Consider the following 18,629-nt stretch of genomic DNA (forward strand, 5'->3'; position numbering starts at 1 on the left):
GTCGGCGACGGGCGCGGCTAGGACTTCAGCCACTCCAACAGGTCGGCGTTGATCGTCTCGGCCTGGGTGGTCGGCATGCCGTGCGGGAAGTCCTTGTACGTCTTCAGCGTGCCGTTCTGGACGAGCTTGGCCGAGAGCGGGCCGGCGTCGGCGTACGGGACGATCTGATCGTCCTCGCTGTGCATGACCAGCACCGGCACCGAGATCTTCTTCAGGTCTTCGGTGAAATCGGTCTGCGAGAAGGCGACGATCCCGTCGTAGTGCGCTTTGGCGCCGCCCATCATGCCCTGGCGCCACCAGTTCTCGATGATGGCCTCCGACGACTCGACTCCGGGTCGGTTGAACCCGTAGAAGGGGCCGGTCGGCAGGGCGCGGTAGAACTCGGACCGGTTCTTCGCCAGCTGGGCCTGCAGGTCGTCGAAGACGCTCTTCGGGAGACCGCCGGGGTTGCTCTCGGTCTGCACCATGAGCGGCGGAACGGCGCTGATGAGGACGGCACGAGCCACCCGGTCCTCGCCGTACGTGCCGATGTAGTGGGCGACCTCGCCGCCGCCGGTGGAGTGCCCGACATGGATGACGTCGTGCAGGTCGAGGTGCTCGACCACGGCCCGCAGGTCTGCGGCGTAGTGGTCCATGTCATGACCCTCGCCGGTCTGCGTGGAGCGGCCGTGCCCGCGCCGGTCGTGGGCGATCACGCGGTAGCCCTGCTGCAGGAAGAACAGCAGCTGCGTGTCCCAGTCGTCCGCCGAGAGCGGCCAGCCGTGGCTGAAGACGATGGGCTGACCGGTTCCCCAGTCTTTGTAGTAGATCTCGATACCGTCTGGCGTGGTTACAGTGCCCATGATTCCCTTCGGGGTGATGGTGCTGCGGACGACATTGGCTGCAGGACTGGATGCGTTTTCACCGTAGCTTCTAGCGCGCGGGACGCGCCAGGGTGCGGCTGCAGATGGGCTGAACGTCACGCAGTGTTTACTTCGCGGTCGGCTCCCGGTGCCGCTGGCGGGGCTGCAGCAGCGAGAAGACCGCAGCCGTGGTCGTCCCGTAGACGAGGTGGGCCGCGAGGTCCTTGCCGAGCGTCTTCGCGTCGTACTCCGTGATCTTCTTGTAGAGGTGCATCGGCGGCAGGATGACGTACCCGGAGAGCCACATCCCGACGCCGAGCAGCAGGCCGTAAGCAGTGTGTGGGCGGCGCAGCGAACCGGCGACGACTCCGTACGCGGTCGCGCCCGAGAGCGCGTAGACCCAGTGGGCGAGGTTGTTCATGGAGGCGGCGCGTGCGTCCGGGAGCCGGGTCTGGAACAGCCCGTCGACGATGCGCCGACCGACCTGGGCGGGTGCGGGCGCCGAGTCCCAGTCTGTGACGTCGGCCGAGAACTCCCAGTCGGCGAACGGCTCGCTTCCGTGCTCTCGCCGGTACTGGAGGTAGAGCCAGGTATCGAACGCGAGCGTCCCGACGACGCCGGCCGCCGCGCCGCGGGCGATGGCCCCGACCGGTGTGGGTCGGGATGCAGGGGTCCGGCGCGCTCTCGCCGCCACACCGACGAGAGTGATCGCCAAGCCGGTGGCGGCCGCCGCGGCCGTCAGTACGCGACGATATGCACTTCCCGCCGCCCGACGGGCTGCTTCGGCCTCTGCCGCCGGCTCGGTCTCAGGGGTTTCGGGTGCGGTCATGCGCCCAGGATGCGCCTCCGTACGGCCGTGCGGGAAGGCCCCGGTCTACAGGGCTTGCGCCGCATGGATGACCGAGTTCATCGCTCGGTGCAGGGCGCGCAACTCGTCCGGTCCCATCCCGAGTCGTTGCATCATTGTCGCGGGGATGGTCTCGGCGTACGAGCGCAGGGCCCGGCCGCCATCGGTCAGCCGGATCTCGACCACGCGCTCGTCGCTGGACGAACGCTCCCGGGCGACGTATCCCAGCGCCTCGAGCCGCTTGACCAGAGGAGAAACGGTTGCGGACTCGAGCGCAAGCAGGTCGGCGAGACGCCGGACGGAGAGCGGTTCGTTCTCCCAGAGCGCCAGCATCACCAGGTATTGGGGATGCGTGAGGCCCACCGGCTCCAGCACCGGCCGGTACGCGGCGACGACCGACCTCGCGGCCACGGAGAGCGCGAAGCAGACCTGGCTCTCGAGAGCGAGGGGATCGGTGGCTGCGGCAGTGGCGATGGCGGTGTCGTCCGCTGTGTCGGCGGTGCTCACGGGCAGTGGATGCGGGTGGACGTGCGCGAGTCCTGGAAGCGCTCGATGCGGTGCTGGTCGAGGGGCTTTCCGCAGAGCGGGCAGGCGGCGTCGGCGTGGCGCACGTCCGGCTCCTCCGGGTGACCTGCGCCGAGCTGCGCCGGGCCGGTGAACGTGCGTACGACGTCGTTGGCGCGTTCGTAGAAGCGCCAGAAGCGGCCGGCCATGGGGAGTCTCCCAACTCGTGCAATCAGTTAGTACGCTAACCATTATCGCACAAAGAAATGGAGATCACCCGGTCAGGTGCTGGCGGGCAGCAACTCGGCGAGAAGGTTCTGGATGCGCTGCTTGATCTCGTCCCGGATGGGGCGCACCTCGTCGACCGGGCGTCCCGCCGGATCGGTCAGCTCCCAGTCCTCGTAGCGCTTGCCGGGGAAGATCGGGCACGTGTCGCCGCACCCCATCGTGATGACGACATCCGACTCCTTGACCGCCTCCGTTGTGAGGATCTTGGGCTGCTCGTTCGCGATGTCGATGCCCTCCTCGGCCATAACCTGCACGGCGATGGGATTGATCTGATCCTTCGGCTCGGACCCCGCGGAGAGCACCTGCACCCTGCCGCCGGAGAGCTCGCGCATGTAGCCGGCGGCCATCTGAGAGCGGCCGGCATTGTGGACGCAGACGAAGAGGACGGTCGGCGCGGGGTCGGTCATGGTTTCTCCGTTATCGGGGGCGGGTTGGTCGGGGCGGGTCGGTCGGGCGCGTTCGGACGGGTCAGGTGGTGGGGGGCCGCCGCCCCGCGGGAGCGGCAGCCCCCGAGGGGGTCAGCAGCAGTCCGGCGCGCAGGAGCCGTCGGGCAGCGTCTGGCACTCGTCGGTGTCGCAGCATCCCATGATGATTCTCCCTTCTTCATCGACCGTTGTCGATGAACCCAGGGTGAACTAATACATTGACGGTTGTCAATGTATCAAGCAGAATCGAGCTATGGCGATCACCGAGCTTCTTCCCCTGCGCGATCTGCAGGCGTGCTGCGCGCCGATCACGAAAGAAGTGATCAGCGAGGAGAACGCCTTCTCGGTCGCCCGCGCCATGAAGGCACTCTCCGACCCGGCACGGCTCCGGCTCGTCTCCATGGTCGCCGCTCACGAAGATGGAGAGGCCTGCGTGTGCGACCTCACCGAGCCGCTGGGACTCTCCCAGCCGACGGTCTCGCACCACCTCAAGATCCTGGTGGACGCCGGATTCCTCAGCCGGACCAAGCGCGGCACCTGGGCGTACTACCGCATCGTGCCGGGATCGCTGGACGTCGTATCCTCGTTCCTCGGATCCGTGTAGGCCGCCCGATGGACCTGCGTGCGCTGTTCGGAATCGACGTGCCCATTGTGCTCGGGCCGTTCGGCGGCATGTCGTCGGTCCCGCTGACCGCCGCCGTGAGCGAGGCGGGCGGGCTGGGGTCGTTCGGCCTCTACGGGCTTGCTCCGGACCGCATCCGCGAGATCGGGGCCGAGCTGCGAGAGTGCACCACGCGCCCCTTCGCACTCAACCTGTGGTTGCCGTTCCAGGGAACGGGTGAACGAGCGCCGGGCGAGGAGTTCGACCGCGCCGAGTTCGACCGTGCCGTGGCCGCGCTCTCCGGCCTCTTCGCCGAGGCGGGCGTTGCGCCACCGGAATGGCCGGTCGCTCAGCTGCCGTCGTTCGACGCGCAGTTCGAGGCGGCGCTCGCCGCCGAACCCGCCGTGCTCAGTTTCGTCTTCGGCGTCCCCCCGGTCGAGGTGGTCGAGGAGGCGCACCGCCGGGGCATCAGGGTGGTCGGCGCAGCCACGACCGTCCCGGAGGCGCGGGCACTCGAAGAGGGCGGGGTGGATGCGATCGTCGCCTCCGGCCTGGAGGCCGCCGGTCACCGGCCGTCGTTCCTCGCGGACCCCGAGGAGAGCCTGGTCGGCGGGCTCGCGCTGATACCGCAGGTGGCGGATGCCGTCTCGGTGCCGGTGATCGCCGCAGGCGGGATCGCCGACCGCCGAGGAGTCGCGGCCGCGTTCGCGCTCGGGGCGGACGGAGTTCAGGTCGGCTCGGCCTTCCTGGCCACGCGGGAGTCGGTGGCGCCCGAGGTGCACCGCGAGCGCATCCGGAACGCGGACGCGCACGACACCATTCTGACCCGGACGATGAGCGGCCGGGCCGCCCGCGGCCTCCCGAACCATGCGGTGCGGACCATCGAGCAGCGGGGCGGGCGCGCCTCCTTCCCGTTGCAGAACATCCTCACCGGGGTGTTCCGTCGCCGGGCCGCTGAGCTGGGCCGGCCAGAGCTGCTGTCGCTGTGGATGGGACAAGCCGCGGGTCTGTCGCGCTTCGACGATCCTGCGGCGGTGTTCGCCGAACTCGCGGCGGGGGTTCCGGATGACCGCGTCTGAGGCGAACGTGCCGGACCCGGGGCCACACTAGAGGCGTGCAGCAGCACCTCTCCCGCGTCACCATGGCCGACGGCACCGAGCTCGCCGTCGCCACGATCGGTGACGGCCGCCCCGTGGTGTACGTGTCCGGCTGGCTGAGCCACCTTCAGCGGGGCTGGGAGCTGCCGGAGGAGCGGGCCTTCTACGAATCCCTGGCGGTCGGCAGTCGTCTGATCCGGTACGACCGGGCAGGCTGCGGGTTGTCCGACGCGACGGAACGGCCGCCGTCGCTCGAGTTCGAGGGAGAGCAGCTCGCTGCCGTCGTCGCGGGCCTGGGGTCTGGACCGTTCGATCTCGTCGGGACCTCACTGGGCGCGCCGGTCGCGGTCGCGTGGGCGGCCGCGCATCCCGGGACGGTCCGGCGTCTGGTGCTGTACGGCGGGTGGGCATCCGGGGCGGAGATCTCCCCGCCCAGCGCGCGCGAGCACATCCTGGCGCTCGTTGAGTCCCATTGGGGACTCGGCTCCGACGTGTTGACCGACCTCTTCGCCCCCGATGCCTCGGCGACGGCGCGGGCCGACTTCGCGCGCTACCAGCGTGCGTCGTCGAGCGCCGCGACGGCCCGCGCGCTGCTCGCGCTGAGCTACCGGCTGGACGTCCGCGACCGCCTGGCACAGGTCGCCGCGCCGACGCTGGTGGTGCACCGCGAGGACGACCGGGCGGCCCCGGTCGCGCAGGCGAGGGCGCTCGCCGAGGGAATCGCGGGTGCGCGACTCGTCGTCGTGCCCGGGCGTTCGCACCTGCCGTGGGCGGGCGACGCGCACGAACTGGTGTCCACCATCCGCCGCTTCCTCGGGCTCCGCGTGGCCCGTGCCGGGACGGGTCCGCTGACGCCTCGGCAACGGGAGGTCGCCGCGCTCGTCAGCGAAGGTCGCAGCAACCGCGAGATCGCCGACAGCCTCGGCATCGACGAGCGTTCAGCCGAGGGGCACGTCGAGCGGATCCGGTTGCGGCTGGGGTTCCGCTCGCGTGCCCAGATCGCCGCCTGGTACGCGGCGCAGCGCTGATCGTCGGCCCGGCCGGCCGTCGGAAGTGGGGTAGTCCCCCGCCTGCTCACCGAGCGCACGACGGGCAGTGTGGAGTCGACCATCCGGAACGACAGGAGTACCCATGACCGAGACGAGCACCCGCGAGGGCTTCGCCACCGAATTCCCGCAGCATGCAGGACGTGGCCGCTTCAATGCGGCGTTCTTCCGCGCGATGGGCCCGTACCTGGAGTCGTCCCTGCGTCCGCACAAGAGTCGCGTGTTCTCGGGGCTGCCCGGGAGCGTCGTCGAAATCGGGCCGGGGGTGGGCGCCAACCTGCCGTACCTCGCGCCGGGCGGCACCCTCGTCGGCATAGAGCCCAACCGCTACATGCACGACCGGCTGGCCGCCGCCGCCTCGCGCCGCGGGATCCGCCTAGACGTGCGCGAGCGGATGGCCGAGCAGACCGGCCTCCCCGATCACAGTGCCGATGTGGTGATCTCGTCGCTGGTGCTCTGCTCGGTCGGCGACCCGGACGCGGTGCTCGCCGAGATCCGTCGCATCCTCCGCCCGGGCGGCACTTTCCGATTCGTGGAGCATGTCGTCGCGCCGGAGGGGACGCCCACCCGCGCGGCCCAGCGCATGCTCCGCCGCCCGTGGGCGTGGACCTTCGAAGGGTGCTCGTGCGAGCGCGACCTGGAGCACGCGGTCCGGAGCGCCGGGTTCGCCGCCGTGGACGTCGAGCACTACCGGCTGCACACGCCGTTCCTGCCGTTCAACACGCAGATCGCGGGCGTCGCCCGGGCCTGAGCGCGCTGGCATCCATCACCTCGGAAAGGGCGACAACCGTCTTCCAAGCCGGGATGAGATCGTCGTCTCCGAGGTTCAGCGATTGGGTGACAGACGCCAATCGTTTCTCAGAGCTCCGAGAGCGCGGAGCCCGGCGCTGCGTTCCCTGGTGTCCGTGCTGACGGCGAGATCGGCTGCCACTACGGCCGGGAGGGCCTCAGTCAATCCCCCGGGCGCGGTGTTCTCGTAGAGGGTGTCGTGGCCGGCCGTGTCCGGGACCATGAAGTGAGTTCGCGCGTACTCGGCGACGGTGGTGCCAGCGGGAACGTAGCCGGCGACACGACGCGTGTCGGCGAGGAGTTCGGTTGCGATGATGTCGGATGCGGCCCGAGCTGTGGGGATGAGGTCCGCCTGGGCTTTCGCAGCGTTCGCGGATCGATAGTGCTGCGTCGTCGTGCGCCCGCTGACGGCGACCGCGATGGCTTCGGGAGTCATGGTCCGGATCCGCTTGCGCACCCTCGCATAGGTGGCAGGAGGCAGGAGCCCAGACGCACGGATGCCGGAAAGTTCATAGAGGATCGCCCACGCGGTGTCCGTATCCAGACCGCGTCCGGCAGGTTTGCGCCGAATCATGAAACGGGCGACCGAGTCGCTGTCGATCAGCCACTCGCCGGACGGAAGCTGCCTGGCCGTCAGCGTGCCGTCCTCGACGAGCGTTCGAGCGTATCGGTCGCCAACATTCAGGAGCCTTGCCAGCTGGGGCACTGTCATGTCGGCCATGTATCAAAACACCTCCTCTCCCGGGTGTATTGTGATCAAGCTATCACAATACCTCCGGTAGTGGAGCAATAGCGGTATAGGCAGGTACAGCGATGTGCGGGTCAGTAGTCCTCGCGGCGGTCCTGCTCGGCGGCGACGACGGGCTCGAGTTCCGCGATTTCGCTCAGTGCCGAGCGCAGGTGCCGTTCCAGCCATTCGGCAGATACGTCGCCGCCTGCGGTGGCCGCGTCGAGCTGCCGGAGGCGTTCCTCCGCTGAGCCGTGAAGGTCGTCCATGATGTCCTCCCACCTCGGTGACGGCCCGGCCGGACCGCCTGATTCGAGGCTAGCGACCGCGACGGGCGTTGGCCATGGCTGCGAGGCTCAGCCGCGCGGGGATGCCGTCGCGGCCTCGCCCCGCAGGATCGACGACATCTTCTTGCCGCGCGCAACCTCATCCACCAGCTTGTCCATGTAGCGGATCTTCTGCATCAGCGGGTCCTCGATCTCCTCGACGCGCACGCCGCAGATCAGACCGGTGATGAGGGAGGAGTTCGGGTTCAGTCGCGGAGCCGCGGCGAAGAAGCCCTGCAGGTCGACCTCGCCGGCAGCCGCGGCCTCCAGCCCCTCCTGGTCGTAGCCGGTGAGCCAGCGGAGGACCGTGTCCAGGTCGTCCTTGGTAGCGCCCTTGCGCTCCACTTTGGCGAGGTACAGCGGGTAGATGCGGGCGAACGGCATGGCCTCGAGACGTTGTGCTGCCATGCCGTCCACCGTAGCGCGGGAACCGTCCCGCCGGGCTACCCGGCCTGCTCGGTCGGACGCGACCTCTTGAGGTAGTCGCGGGAGCGCGCCACCTGCTGGTCGAGCGCATCCACCGTCTTCGCCATGCTCGCGATCGCGCCCGTGCGGTAGGTGTCGATACTGTCCATCGTCGCGAAGACGTTGTCGAAGGCGCGCTGGAGCACCTCCACGTCGACAGCGGACGACGTCTGCTCCTTCTGCACCTGCTCCGTCTGCGTGCGGAGCACCTCGCCGGTGCGCCCGATGAGCGCATTGGTGCTCTGGTGGAGGGCGCTCAGCTGGTCGATCACGAGCCGCTGGTTGTCGAGCGCCTGCGCGACCACGACGGCCGTCCGGAGGGCCGAGACCGTGGTCGTCTTCGCCCGCTCGACGCCCTTGATCAGTTCGACGTTGTTCTTCTTGATGACGTCGAGGGCGAGGTACGCCTGCACCGAGACCGCGATCTGCGCCGTCAGGTCCTGGCGGCGCTGGCGGATCGGGAACAGGGCCTCCTTCTCCAGGAGGGTCGCGCGGTCGGGGTCCGTCATCCGCAGCTCGGCCGCAGCGTCGACGGTTGCCCGGTCGAGGGCGGCGGTGAGGACGACGTACTCGTTGAGGCGTTCCGTCGTCTTCCAGAGGGAGGCGCGCTCCCGCTCGATCTCGACGTTGTCGCGGGCGAGCCACTCCTGTCCGTGGTCGAGAGCCGACACGATCCCGTCCAGCTGCTTCTGCGCGGACTCGAACCGCTGTACGTACTGCCGGAGGCGGCGTCCCCCGGGAACGCGGGACAGCATCCGGTTGCGTCCGGTCAAGTGCTGCGGGTCGAAGTCGCTGACCGTCGCCCGCAGGTCTTGGAGGGTCCGGATCACGCCGTACTGCGGGTCGGTGCGCACGCCCTTGCCGCGTGCGGCGGCGAGAGACGCCGCCGGACGGCTGAGGAGCTGACGGGAAGCGTCGCTCGACGCGCGCATCTCGGTGTCGCCGAGGTGCGAGAATCCGGTGATCTTGCGGGTGAACGCTTCGCTGCCCGGCTCCGCCGCCGCCAGTTCGCGGATGAAGTCGCGAGCGCGCGTCTCGAGCTCGGCCTCCCGCTCTGCGCTGACGGCGACCATGCCGACCGCCTGCTCCTCGGGCAGCTCCGGCACAGCCTCCGGTGGCCGCAGATCGTGTTCGGACGTGCTGTTCATGACTGCTCCTCCCGCCGCAGAAACGACTCTGGAGGACACGATATATCGCGAATCGTCGTCTGGCGAGAGGTCGCAGGCAACGTTCAGGAGCACGTTCGCGCGCGCTGCTGCCGGAATGGGACCGGTGCGCGTAGCGTTCCGCTGAGAGGGATCGACGGCAGGAGTGCAGAATGACCGACACGCAGCAGGGCGAGACGACTGAGGGCGAGTTCTACGCGGGAGTCGTCGCCGAGTTCGTGCAGCACTATTCGCACGGTCCGCGGTTCGTCGCCGTGACGGGCGTCCCGGACGGAGACCCGGCGCGAGCGGCGGACCTGTTCGCAGCGGCGCTGCGGGAGACGGGCCAGGATTCGGTGCGGACCAGCGTCGCGCCGGGTACCGACCCCGACGTGTTCCGCGAGGAGGTCGTGGCGCCGTTCCGCCCGCGGGATGCGGTACTCGTCGTCGACGGTCCCGGGCTGCTGACGCCGGAGTTCCGCGGTTTCTGGAACTTCTCGCTGTGGGTCGAGCACGACCCGGAGCGGAGTCCCGACTGGTCGTTCGTCACGACCGGTCAGAAGGACCCGCTCGGCGCGCCGCGCGAGGTGGCGTCGGTCCTGCTGGACGACACCGACCCCGAGCGGCCGCGCCGGCTGTGGGCCGACTCCTGCTGAGGAGCCGGCCCGGAGGGTGTCAGGCCGTTGGGCGGTCGAACCGCGCGCCCTCGGGCTTCGACGGCAGGAGCACCAGGACGAGCACGATGATGCCGCCGACGAACGGGATGAGGCCGAGGAAGAAGAACGGGCCGGCCAGGTTCGCGTCGTGCAGACGACGCCAGGTGAGCGCGAGGTGGGGGACGATTGTGCCGAGGCCCCAGGCGATGATCAGGACGACCGGGAGCCAGAACAGCGGGCCGGGGGTCGAGGTCCCATCGTCGTTCGTGGTCGCACCGGCGGTTCCGAGCGTCAGGGCCAGGACCTCCAGGACGATCGCGACGATGATGGTGACCAGGTACCACCACCAGTACTCGCTGCGGCTGGCCCGGCCGGTGAAGTCCGCGTACTTCTTGAAGAAGCGCTGGACCGCCTGGCCGATGGAGGCGCCGTAGAGCGGCGCCCAGAGCGGGGTCTCGCCCGCCGGGGCGGCGGGAGCTGTCGGGTACTGAGGAGACGTCACGGGGAGTCCTTTCCAAGACACGTGTTTGTGGTGAGGTGAGCGGCCACAGTCAAGCGCATGTGCACTCCCTGTGCGACTTCCATGACACGGCGTGTCCTGCACCGCCCCGCACTGGGGTCACGTGGCTGGGCCGCGCGTCAGCCGAGGGAGTCGAGCTCCTCGTGCACGAAGCGGGCGAACTGCTCCGCCGCGGCCGATTGGGACCGGGTGCGGTTGCGGGCGAGGCCGATGATCCGCATCGCCTCGTCCTGCAGCGGCACCGCGACGATGCCCGGCTCGGCGGGTGTGTCCGGGATGAGCGCGACACCGACCCCGTCGCGCACCAGTCCCCGCAGGGTCGAGAGCTCGGTGACCTCGATGACGGGGTTCATCACCACACCGTGGGCGGAGAAGTAGGCGTCGGCGATGTGCCGGAGGCCGGAGCCCGTGCGCAGCGCCACCAGGTCGTAGGGTTCGAGGTCCGGCACGCTCACGGCGTCCCGCCCGGCCAGCGGATGCGCCTCCGGCACCCCGAGCACGAGCCGCTCGGCAGTGAGCGGCTTCCACTCGATCTCCGGGTCGCGCGGGTCTGGGCTCAGGAAGGCGAGGTCCGCGGCGCCGTCGCGGAGCGCATCCAGGACCGTGTCCGCCGTGCCGCCGAGCAACACGAAACGGATGTCCGGGAACAGGCCGCGGTATTCGCTGATGACGCGCGGGATGAGCCACCCGCCGAACGAGGAGACGTACGCGAGCGACACGGTCCCTCCCGAGGGATCGCGCAGCGCTTCGATCCGTGCCCGGGCGTTCTCGAGCTCCGATTCGGCGCGGACGGCATGCGCCAGCAGGATCTCGCCGTACTGATTGAGCTCCAGGTGTCCCCGGCGGCGGTCGAAGAGCTCAACACCCATCTCCTGCTCCAGGCGCGCGAGCGAGCGTGTGAGGGTCGACTGCGAGACGCCGAGGGTCTCGGCGGCGAGGGCCGGATGGCCTTCCGCGGCCAGGGCCCGGAAGTGGGCGATCTCGTCGATCCGCATGGTTCTCATCATGGCGCATCCGCCGCCGCCCCCGATCGGTGCTCAAATGAGCGGTCTACCCCCTAACGAGTTTTCTGTACGTTCACACACGAGCAATAGTCCCGTTCAACGTCTTCTCTACGTTGACGATCGACTCATCCGCACCTCACCGACCGAGGAGAACAATGTCACGCAGTTTCGGCAGGCTGGCGCGCGCCGCGGCCGCCGCGATCGCAGGAGCCGGCCTCGTCGCCGGCGCCTTCGTCGCGACGCCCGCCTTCGCCAGCACGGACGGCACCGGTGTCGTCATCAACGAGGCCTACCTGTCCGGGGGCAGCGCCGGCGCAGCCTTCACGAACAAGTTCGTCGAGCTCTACAACCCGGGTGACAGCGCCGTCAGCCTGACCGGGTGGAGCCTCCAGTACCGCCCGGCCACCGGGACAGGTGCGGCGACGGGAGTCGTGCCGCTCACGGGATCCATCGCGGGCAAGGGCTACTACCTCGTCGGCGGCGGGTCGAACGGTGCGAACGGCCAGGCCCTGCCGACCCCGGATGCGGCGAGCAACGCCCTCAACCCGAGTGGCACCACGGGCACGCTGATCCTGGCGAAGTCCGCGTCGGCGCTCACGCTTCCGACCGGCTCGGTCACGGGCGACCCGAGCGTCGCCGACCTGGTCGGCTACGGCACCTCCAACACGTTCGAGAAGGCGAAAGCCACGGCGCCGTCGGCCAACACGGACGTCAAGTCGCTGGTGCGCACGAACGCCGCGGACACGGACGACAACAGCGCCGACCTCACCCTCAGCGCGACCATCACCCCGCAGAACGCGGCCTCGACCCCCGGCGACCCGGGCACCGGCGACCCCGGAACCGGCGACCCCGGAACCCCGGCGGACACCACCCCGATCGCGGACATCCAGGGCGCCGGCGACACCAGCCCGAAGGCGGGAACGACCGTCACCACGACGGGCGTCGTCACCGCGCAGTACGCCACCGGCGGCTTCAACGGCTTCTACCTGCAGACGCCGGGTACCGGCGGCGCCGTCGACCTCGCGACGCACACCGCATCCGACGCGGTCTTCGTCTTCGGCTCGTCGTTCGCCGGAGCGGTCGCCACGGGCGACTACGTGAAGGTCACCGGCGCGGTAAGCGAGTTCAACGGCCTCACCGAGATCACGGCGACGGGAGTGACCAAGCTCGACGCCTCCACGGTCACCGCCCCGGTCCCCGCGACGGTTGGGCTCCCGGGCACGACGGCTCAGCGCGAGAGCCTCGAGGGGATGCTCGTCGCACCGCAGGGCGCGTTCACCGTCACCGATGTCTACTCCGCCAACCAGTACGGCGAGATCGGCCTGGCCGCCGGGGACAAGACCCTCGTGCAGCCGACCGAAGCGGCACGCCCGGGCTCGCCCGAGTACGCGGCTGTCGTCGCGGACAACGCCGCACGTGCGGTCACGCTCGACGACGGGGCGTCCACCAACTTCCTCAGTGCGGCCAACAAGTCGAAGCCGCTGCCATACCTGTCGCTGGAGAACCCGGTCCGCGTCGGCGAGCCGGTCGCGTTCACCAAGCCGGTCATCCTCGACTACCGCAACAACGCCTGGAAGTTCCAGCCGACCGCCGAGCTCACCCCGGCCAACGCTGCGACCGTCCAGCCGGTGTCGTTCACGAACACCCGCACCGCGGCTCCCGAGAACGTCGGCGGCGACCTGCGCCTGGCCACGTTCAACGTGCTGAACTACTTCACCACCACGGGCGACCAGCTGAGCGGCTGCACCTTCTACACCGACCGCGACGGCAACCCGATCACGGTGAACAGTGGATGCGACGCCCGGGGCGCCGCGAACGCCGCGAACCTCAAGCGCCAGCAGGACAAGATCGTCGCGGCCATCAACGGCCTCGGCGCCGATGTGGTGTCGCTCGAGGAGATCGAGAACTCGGCACGCTTCGGCGAGAGCCGGGACTCGGCGCTGGCGACCCTCGTCGGAGCGCTCAATGCGGCGGCCGGCTCGGAGGTGTGGGCGTACGTTAAGTCGCCGTCGCAGCTCCCGGCGACGGAGGACGTCATCCGCACCGCCTTCATCTACAAGAAGGCGAACGCCGTTCCCGTCGGGGATGCGAAGATCCTCGACGATCCGGCATTTGCGAATGCTCGTCAGCCGCTCGCACAAGCCTTCAAGAAGATCGGCGAGAAGGATTCGCAGGCGTTCCTCGCGATCGTGAACCACTTCAAGTCGAAGGGCTCCGGCACGGGCGCGGATGCCGACCAGGGCGACGGGCAGGGCGCATCCAATGCGTCCCGCATCAAGCAGGCCAACGCTCTCGTCGCGTTCGCGGACGAGCGGAAGGCCGCGCTGAAGACCGACAAGGTCCTCCTGATCGGCGACTTCAACGCGTACCTGAAGGAGGACCCGATCAAGGTCCTCACCGATGCGGGCTACGTCGACCAGGTCAGCACGCGCACCTCGAAGGCGACCTACTCCTTCGGCGGCACGACCGGTTCGCTGGACCACGTCCTCGCCTCGCCGGCGCTGAACGCAGGCATCACCGGCGCGGATGTCTGGAACATCAACTCCGGTGAGTCGGTCGCGCTGGAGTACAGCCGCTACAACTACAACGTCACGTCCTTCTATGCAGCCGACCCCTACCGGTCGAGCGACCACGACCCGATCGTGGTGGGCCTCGGGCTCGCGGCCAAGCCCGTGACGCTGAACCTGCTGAACATCAACGACTTCCACGGCCGGATCGACGCCAACACCGTGAAGTTCGCTGGCACAATCGAGAAGCTCCGCGCGGAGGGTGGCGAGGCGAACTCGCTGTTCCTGTCGAGCGGCGACAACATCGGCGCCTCCCTGTTCGCCTCGGCGTCGGCCGGGGACATCCCGACGCTCGATGTGCTCAACGCCCTGAACCTGAAGACGAGCGCCGTGGGTAATCACGAGTTCGACAAGGGCTATGCCGACCTCACCGGCCGGGTGAAGGATGCTGCCGACTTCTCGTACCTCGGCGCGAACGTCTACAAGAAGGGCACGACCGACCCGGCGCTCCCGGAGTACGCCACCTTCGACGTGGACGGGCTGACCGTCGGCGTCATCGGCGCTGTGACCCAGGAGACCCCGACTCTCGTCTCTCCGGGTGGCGTCTCGACGCTCGACTTCGGGGACCCGGTGGCCGCGGTCAACCGTGTCGCCGGCGAACTGACCGACGGCGACCTCGCGAACGGCGAGGCCGACGTGATCGTCGCCGAGTACCACGAGGGCGCCGGCTTCGGCACGCCCGACGGTGCGACGCTCGACCAGGAGGTGGCGGCCGGCGGCGCGTTCGCGGACATCGTCACCAAGACGAGCGCGAAGGTCTCGGCGATCTTCACCGGCCACACCCACAAGGTGTACGCGTGGGATGCTCCCGTGCCGGGAGTCGCCGGCAAGAACCGACCGATCGTGCAGACCGGCAGCTATGGCGAGAACATCGGGCAGGTCACCCTGACCGTGGACCCGGAGACCGACACGGTCACCGCGTACACCGCCCGCAACGTCGCCCGCACGACCGACGCCGACAGCGCGCTCGTCGCCGCCTACCCCCGGGTCGCAGCGGTCAAGACGATCGTCGACAAGGCGCTTGCGGATGCTGCCGTGATCGGCAACCAGAAGGTCGGCTCGGTGACGAAGGACATCACCACCGCCTACCTGGGCGGCGCGCGTGACGACCGGATGAGCGAATCCACGCTGGGCAACCTGGTGGCCGACTCGCTGCTGTCGTCGCTCTCCTCGCAGGAGCTGGGCGGCGCCGAGATCGGTGTGGTCAACCCGGGTGGGCTGCGCGCCGACCTGCTCTACGGCACGGACGGTACGGTCACGTACGCCCAGGCCAACGCGGTGCTGCCGTTCGTGAACAACCTGTGGACCACGTCCCTCACCGGGGCTCAGTTCAAGCAGGCGCTCGAGCAGCAGTGGCAGCGCGACGCCGCGGGCAACGTGCCCAGCAGGGCGTTCCTCAACCTCGGGCTGTCGAAGAACGTGAGCTACACGTACGACGCGACCCGGCCGGAGGGGGACCGCATCACGAGCATCATCGTGAACGGCGCTCCCATCGATCCGGCGAAGTCCTACCGGATCGGGACGTTCTCCTTCCTCGCACAGGGTGGAGACAACTTCCGGGCCTTCGCCGCCGGAACGAACACGAAGGACTCGGGCCTCATCGACCGGGACGCGTGGATCGGCTATATCCAGAAGAACAGCCCGCTGTCGCCCAGCTTCGAGAAGCGCGGCGTGGGAGTGAGCGGCGTGCCGTCCGGGACGCTGCAGCGCGGTCAGCAGGTCACCCTCCAGGTGTCGAAGCTGAACCTCACCTCGCTCGGCAGCCCGGCGAACACGAAGCTCGACCTCTCGTGGAACGGCTCGGTGTCCCTCGGCAGCGTCCCGGTGGATGCCGCGGGCAACGCGACCGTGACCTTCACGGTTCCGGCGAACGCGGCAGGGGCGAGCACGCTCGTGCTCACCGCACCGGACTCGGGAACGACGGTCCGCGTCCCGCTGTCGGTCGCCGCAGCGCCCACCAACCCGAAGCCGGGGACCGACCCGAAGGCCGCCAAGGAGTCGGCGCTCACCAAGGCGCTCGAAGACACGGTGACCGTCGACAAGGACACCTACCGCCCGGGTGACCCCATCCGCGTCACCGTCGGCACGCAGCACGCCGGCGAGTGGGTGTCGGTCTGGTTGTACTCGAAGCCGCAGAACATCAGCGGCGGGTGGGTGCAGGTCCCGGCGGACGGCGTCGTGAAGCTGACCCTCCCCAAGGACGCGGGCAACGGCCAGCACAAGCTGTCCGTCCAGAACGCGTCCAACGGGGTGGTCGGCTGGACCACGCTGAAGGTCAAAGCGGACAAGCCGTCGACCGGCATCCCGGTCCTCGACTGGCTGCTCGACCTCCTGGACCGCATCTTCGGCTGGTTCTGACCTCCCCTGAACTAGCCGCCGAGCACAGGAAAAATGTCGCCGATCACCCCGATCGGCGACATTTTTCCTGTGCTGGCGGGCTGGGAGGCTCAGGTCTCGAAGTACAGGTGGGTGTGGAGGCGGCAGCCGGGGTTGAAGGGGGCAGCGCAGCGGGGACAGTGGTCCGCCGCGAGGTATTCGGCGATCGTCAGCTCGTCGCCGCACACGCCGCACAGCACAGCCTCGCTGTCGCGGCTCGTCAGCGGCCACTGCTGGGCCGGGTGCCCGGCCGCCTCGGCGTGGCAGAGGTGGCATGGGTAGTACTCGCCGCAGCACGCGAACCGGATGGCGACCACGTCGAGGGGGGAGTGGTAGTGGATGCACCGGGTCTCGTCGTCGACGACCGGTCCGAGCACGCGCGGCCGCGTCATCACACGCCTCGCGCGGACAGCGCCTCGCCGAGCTGGTCGGCGTGCTTGAGCGACAGGATGAGGAAGGGCACCGCGAAGAAGCGTACGCCCGGCCGGACGCCGCGCGCTCGCTGCGCCTCGCGCACTTCCGCTGCGAGGCGCGCGAGCACCGGAACGGTCGTGATGGTCACCGTCAGCAGCACCGCAGCGCGCTCCGAGTCGAAGCGCAGCCGGTCGAGCGGGCGGAGTCCGCGCTCCACCGCATCCAGCAGGTCGCTCACGCGCGTGGTCAGTGACAGCAGCCCGGCGAGCAGTACGGCGGCCGTCACACGCGCGGTGTTGGCGACCGCCGCCTCCGGCCCCAGGAAGATTAGCTGGAGCGCGACCGTGATGACGATCAGCCAGCGCAGTGCCACCGTCTGCCGGGCGAGCTCCCGCATCCCGAGCATCCCGTCGTGCAGGCCAGCCGCCGCATAGACGACCACGACGACACCCGCGGCGACGCCGGCCGCCCACCAGCGGGACGGCAGCAGCGAGACGGCGAGGACGAGAATCAGGATGAGCAGCAGCTTCGGACCGGCGGGCATCCGGTGCAGGATGCCGTGCCCCGGCCGGTAGAGACTCAGCACGCGAGCGCCGCCTCGTAGTCGGCGATGACGTCCGCGGGACGGCCCACCGCCTCCACCCTCCCGCCGGAGAACAGGATCGCCGCATCGCACCGGGCGGCCAGCTCCAGATCGTGCGTCACCAGTACCAGCCGGTGCCCGCTGTCCGCCAGCAGGTGCTCGGCCACGAGGCGTGCGTTGCGGGCGTCGAGGTAGGTCGTCGGCTCGTCGGCGATCACGAGCTCGGGACGGCGGACGAACGCGCCCGCCAGGGCGAGCAATTGCTTCTGTCCGCCGGAGAGCTCGTGTGACGATCGCTCCCGCAGGGCGGACAGACCGAATCGCTCGAGCGTCGTGTCGACTCGCCGCTGCACCTCGTCGCGGCCGAGCCGGTCCGGCCGCAGCGAGAACGCGACGTCCTCGGCAACCGTCGGCATGACGATCTGGGCGTCGGGGTTGCTGAACACCACCGCCACCCGCCGCCGCAGCTCGGTCGCCTGGCGCACCGGATCGAGACCCAGGATGCGCGCCGCGCCCGTGGTGGGAGGCACCAGGCCCGCGGTCAGCCGGGCGAACGTCGACTTGCCGGAGCCGTTCTCGCCCACGACCGCGACGGTCCGCGCGTCGAGGTCGAGGTCGACGCTGTGAAGAGCATCGACGTCGCCCAGACGCACACCGACCCCGTCGAGCAGCAGGGCGCGCGGGGTCACGGGACTCGTGGCTCGGCCGGCTCCGGCGCGGCGGGAGTGGTGTCGGCCGGGGCCGTCGTGGTGACTGCCGGGCTCGCCCAGTTCCGCCGGAACGCGCGCGGGTACGCGCGGACCAGGGTCGTGACGATGACGGTCGCGATCACGGCTTTGGCCACGTCTCCCGGCACGAACACGAGGCTCGACCGCGCGATCACGTCGAGCGGCAGGCGCAGCACCATGCTCGTCACGGGCACCCCGAACGCGTAGACGACGAGGATGCCGCCCACGACCATCCCGAGAAGGGTCCGCCACCACACCGGCTTACGGCGGCCCGCGTGGACGATGAGCCCGATCACGAAGGCGCCGGCGATCCATCCGAACAGGTAGCCGGCGGTCGGCCCGACGAAGACGCCGAGCCCGCCGGTGCCGCCCGAGAGCAGGGGGAGCCCGAGAGCGACGAGCGCCAGGAGCACCGCCATCGAGAGCGCACCGAGCCAGGGGCCGAGGATGGCACCCGCGAGCATCACGCCGAGGGTCTGCGCGGTGATCGGAACCCCTCCGAACACGCTGATGCCGCCGGGCAGGCCGAGCACGGCGACGATGGCCGCGAAGACGGCGACGCGGGCGAGGTCGGTGGCGTCGAGGCGGCGACGACGGCCCGCCGGCGCGGGCGATGCGGGCGATGAGAGATCGGTCACGGGGAGCATCCTTACCTGAACAGTGTTCACCTGAACGGTGT

At 69.6% G+C, this 18,629-nt stretch carries 21 protein-coding genes; 6 read left to right on the forward strand and 15 right to left on the reverse strand.

The window, feature by feature from the left end; genetic code table 11:
• Positions 1–17: 17 nt before the first annotated feature.
• The 5 genes from P3F85_RS02060 to P3F85_RS02080 form a co-directional block, all read right to left on the reverse strand.
• Positions 18–842 carry an alpha/beta fold hydrolase gene (locus P3F85_RS02060; protein ID WP_374009604.1) on the reverse strand — a complete coding sequence of 275 codons (825 nt, stop codon included), beginning with the start codon at positions 840–842 and terminating at the stop codon, positions 18–20.
• A gap of 127 nt (positions 843–969) precedes the next feature.
• Positions 970–1,671: a hypothetical protein gene (locus tag P3F85_RS02065; protein ID WP_374009605.1), complete on the reverse strand. Its 702-nt coding sequence runs from the start codon at positions 1,669–1,671 to the stop codon at positions 970–972.
• Positions 1,672–1,716: 45 nt separating this feature from the next.
• Entirely contained in the window at positions 1,717–2,196 is a 480-nt protein-coding gene (locus P3F85_RS02070) for a MarR family winged helix-turn-helix transcriptional regulator (RefSeq protein ID WP_374009606.1), read from the reverse strand.
• Positions 2,193–2,402 (reverse strand): hypothetical protein, encoded by a 210-nt coding sequence (locus P3F85_RS02075; RefSeq protein ID WP_374009607.1) that lies wholly within the window; start codon positions 2,400–2,402, stop codon positions 2,193–2,195. Before P3F85_RS02075 ends, P3F85_RS02070 begins: the two co-directional genes overlap by 4 nt.
• Before the next feature lie 72 nt (positions 2,403–2,474).
• Positions 2,475–2,888, reverse strand: coding sequence for an arsenate reductase ArsC (locus P3F85_RS02080; RefSeq protein WP_374009608.1), 414 nt, complete (start codon positions 2,886–2,888; stop codon positions 2,475–2,477).
• Positions 2,889–3,159: 271 nt separating this feature from the next.
• On the opposite strand from P3F85_RS02080, the gene P3F85_RS02085 reads away from it, so the two are divergent.
• The 4 genes from P3F85_RS02085 (at position 3,160) to P3F85_RS02100 (ending at position 6,401) form a co-directional block, all read left to right on the forward strand.
• Complete coding sequence (locus tag P3F85_RS02085; RefSeq protein WP_374009609.1) at positions 3,160–3,510, forward strand: ArsR/SmtB family transcription factor; 351 nt, start codon at positions 3,160–3,162, stop codon at positions 3,508–3,510.
• A gap of 8 nt (positions 3,511–3,518) precedes the next feature.
• Positions 3,519–4,586, forward strand: coding sequence for an NAD(P)H-dependent flavin oxidoreductase (locus tag P3F85_RS02090; protein ID WP_374009610.1), 1,068 nt, complete (start codon positions 3,519–3,521; stop codon positions 4,584–4,586).
• 35 nt (positions 4,587–4,621) lie between these two features.
• Complete coding sequence (locus P3F85_RS02095) at positions 4,622–5,632, forward strand: alpha/beta fold hydrolase (RefSeq protein ID WP_374009611.1); 1,011 nt, start codon at positions 4,622–4,624, stop codon at positions 5,630–5,632.
• 103 nt (positions 5,633–5,735) lie between these two features.
• Complete coding sequence (locus tag P3F85_RS02100; protein WP_374009612.1) at positions 5,736–6,401, forward strand: methyltransferase domain-containing protein; 666 nt, start codon at positions 5,736–5,738, stop codon at positions 6,399–6,401.
• 75 nt (positions 6,402–6,476) lie between these two features.
• Here the strand turns inward: P3F85_RS02100 and P3F85_RS02105 are convergent, their stop codons facing one another.
• From P3F85_RS02105 to P3F85_RS02120, 4 genes are all read right to left on the reverse strand, one after another.
• Positions 6,477–7,160, reverse strand: a complete 684-nt coding sequence (locus P3F85_RS02105; RefSeq protein ID WP_374009613.1) for a helix-turn-helix domain-containing protein — start codon at positions 7,158–7,160, stop codon at positions 6,477–6,479.
• A gap of 101 nt (positions 7,161–7,261) precedes the next feature.
• A complete protein-coding gene (locus P3F85_RS02110) occupies positions 7,262–7,435 on the reverse strand; it encodes a hypothetical protein (protein WP_374009614.1) in 174 nt (57 codons plus the stop codon).
• 87 nt (positions 7,436–7,522) lie between these two features.
• Positions 7,523–7,900 carry a DUF2200 domain-containing protein gene (locus P3F85_RS02115; protein ID WP_374009615.1) on the reverse strand — a complete coding sequence of 126 codons (378 nt, stop codon included), beginning with the start codon at positions 7,898–7,900 and terminating at the stop codon, positions 7,523–7,525.
• 35 nt (positions 7,901–7,935) lie between these two features.
• Complete coding sequence (locus P3F85_RS02120) at positions 7,936–9,105, reverse strand: toxic anion resistance protein (protein WP_374009616.1); 1,170 nt, start codon at positions 9,103–9,105, stop codon at positions 7,936–7,938.
• Positions 9,106–9,275: 170 nt separating this feature from the next.
• Here P3F85_RS02120 and P3F85_RS02125 point away from each other — a divergent pair, with 170 nt between their 5' ends.
• Positions 9,276–9,758, forward strand: a complete 483-nt coding sequence (locus tag P3F85_RS02125) for a hypothetical protein (RefSeq protein WP_374009617.1) — start codon at positions 9,276–9,278, stop codon at positions 9,756–9,758.
• 19 nt (positions 9,759–9,777) lie between these two features.
• On the opposite strand, the gene P3F85_RS02130 is transcribed toward P3F85_RS02125, so the two are convergent.
• Together P3F85_RS02130 and P3F85_RS02135 are read right to left on the reverse strand one after the other, a co-directional pair.
• Positions 9,778–10,260, reverse strand: a complete 483-nt coding sequence (locus P3F85_RS02130) for a DUF805 domain-containing protein (RefSeq protein ID WP_374009618.1) — start codon at positions 10,258–10,260, stop codon at positions 9,778–9,780.
• 137 nt (positions 10,261–10,397) lie between these two features.
• The gene (locus P3F85_RS02135) at positions 10,398–11,285 is read right to left on the reverse strand and encodes a LysR family transcriptional regulator (protein WP_374009619.1); all 888 of its coding nucleotides are present in this window, start codon (positions 11,283–11,285) and stop codon (positions 10,398–10,400) included.
• Positions 11,286–11,437: 152 nt separating this feature from the next.
• On the opposite strand from P3F85_RS02135, the gene P3F85_RS02140 reads away from it, so the two are divergent.
• On the forward strand, positions 11,438–16,207 hold the full coding sequence (locus tag P3F85_RS02140) for an ExeM/NucH family extracellular endonuclease (RefSeq protein WP_374009620.1): 4,770 nt from the start codon (positions 11,438–11,440) through the stop codon (positions 16,205–16,207).
• Between the two features lie 89 nt (positions 16,208–16,296).
• Here the strand turns inward: P3F85_RS02140 and P3F85_RS02145 are convergent, their stop codons facing one another.
• From P3F85_RS02145 to P3F85_RS02160, 4 genes are read right to left on the reverse strand one after another with little or no spacing between them, the layout of a single operon-like run.
• Positions 16,297–16,617 carry a CHY zinc finger protein gene (locus tag P3F85_RS02145; RefSeq protein ID WP_374009621.1) on the reverse strand — a complete coding sequence of 107 codons (321 nt, stop codon included), beginning with the start codon at positions 16,615–16,617 and terminating at the stop codon, positions 16,297–16,299.
• Positions 16,617–17,225, reverse strand: a complete 609-nt coding sequence (locus tag P3F85_RS02150; protein WP_374009622.1) for a CbiQ family ECF transporter T component — start codon at positions 17,223–17,225, stop codon at positions 16,617–16,619. Before P3F85_RS02150 ends, P3F85_RS02145 begins: the two co-directional genes overlap by 1 nt.
• The gene (locus P3F85_RS02155; protein WP_374009623.1) at positions 17,219–17,911 is read right to left on the reverse strand and encodes an energy-coupling factor ABC transporter ATP-binding protein; all 693 of its coding nucleotides are present in this window, start codon (positions 17,909–17,911) and stop codon (positions 17,219–17,221) included. The genes P3F85_RS02150 and P3F85_RS02155 overlap by 7 nt, the downstream gene beginning before the upstream one ends.
• Positions 17,908–18,588 (reverse strand): biotin transporter BioY, encoded by a 681-nt coding sequence (locus P3F85_RS02160; RefSeq protein WP_374009624.1) that lies wholly within the window; start codon positions 18,586–18,588, stop codon positions 17,908–17,910. Before P3F85_RS02160 ends, P3F85_RS02155 begins: the two co-directional genes overlap by 4 nt.
• Between the last annotated feature and the right edge of the window lie 41 nt (positions 18,589–18,629).

Origin of the sequence: Leifsonia sp. T36S-04, from assembly GCF_042465655.1 — a bacterium.
In the GTDB taxonomy this organism is placed as follows: domain Bacteria; phylum Actinomycetota; class Actinomycetes; order Actinomycetales; family Microbacteriaceae; genus Leifsonia.